Source organism: Chitinophaga sp. GbtcB8 (genome assembly GCF_019091455.1).
GTDB lineage: Bacteria > Bacteroidota > Bacteroidia > Chitinophagales > Chitinophagaceae > Chitinophaga.
Map to the genome: position 1 here is coordinate 1 of NZ_JAGXJN010000500.1, position 231 is coordinate 231.

Here is a 231-nt window from a genome sequence, read left to right on the forward strand (position 1 = left end):
ATTGGCCACCAAGCCATATGCCACTGAGATTAGAGCCAAGAGCTGGTTATTCACCATCTCTACGCTGCTTTTGCTGAACCTGGCATTGACCGGCACCATTATGCTGCCTTACCTGCTGGTAAGGGTATGCAGCAGCGTGCTGGCAGGGTTGCTTATTGTACGCATGATCGTGATCTATCAGGATCATCAGCATCATACCATCTTACACAATTCCCCCCTGGCCAACGCTAT

At 50.2% G+C, this 231-nt stretch carries 1 pseudogene; it reads left to right on the forward strand.

The features are described 5' to 3' along the window. Positions 1-231: pseudogene (locus KVT36_RS32395) on the forward strand (fatty acid desaturase); the annotation flags it as partial.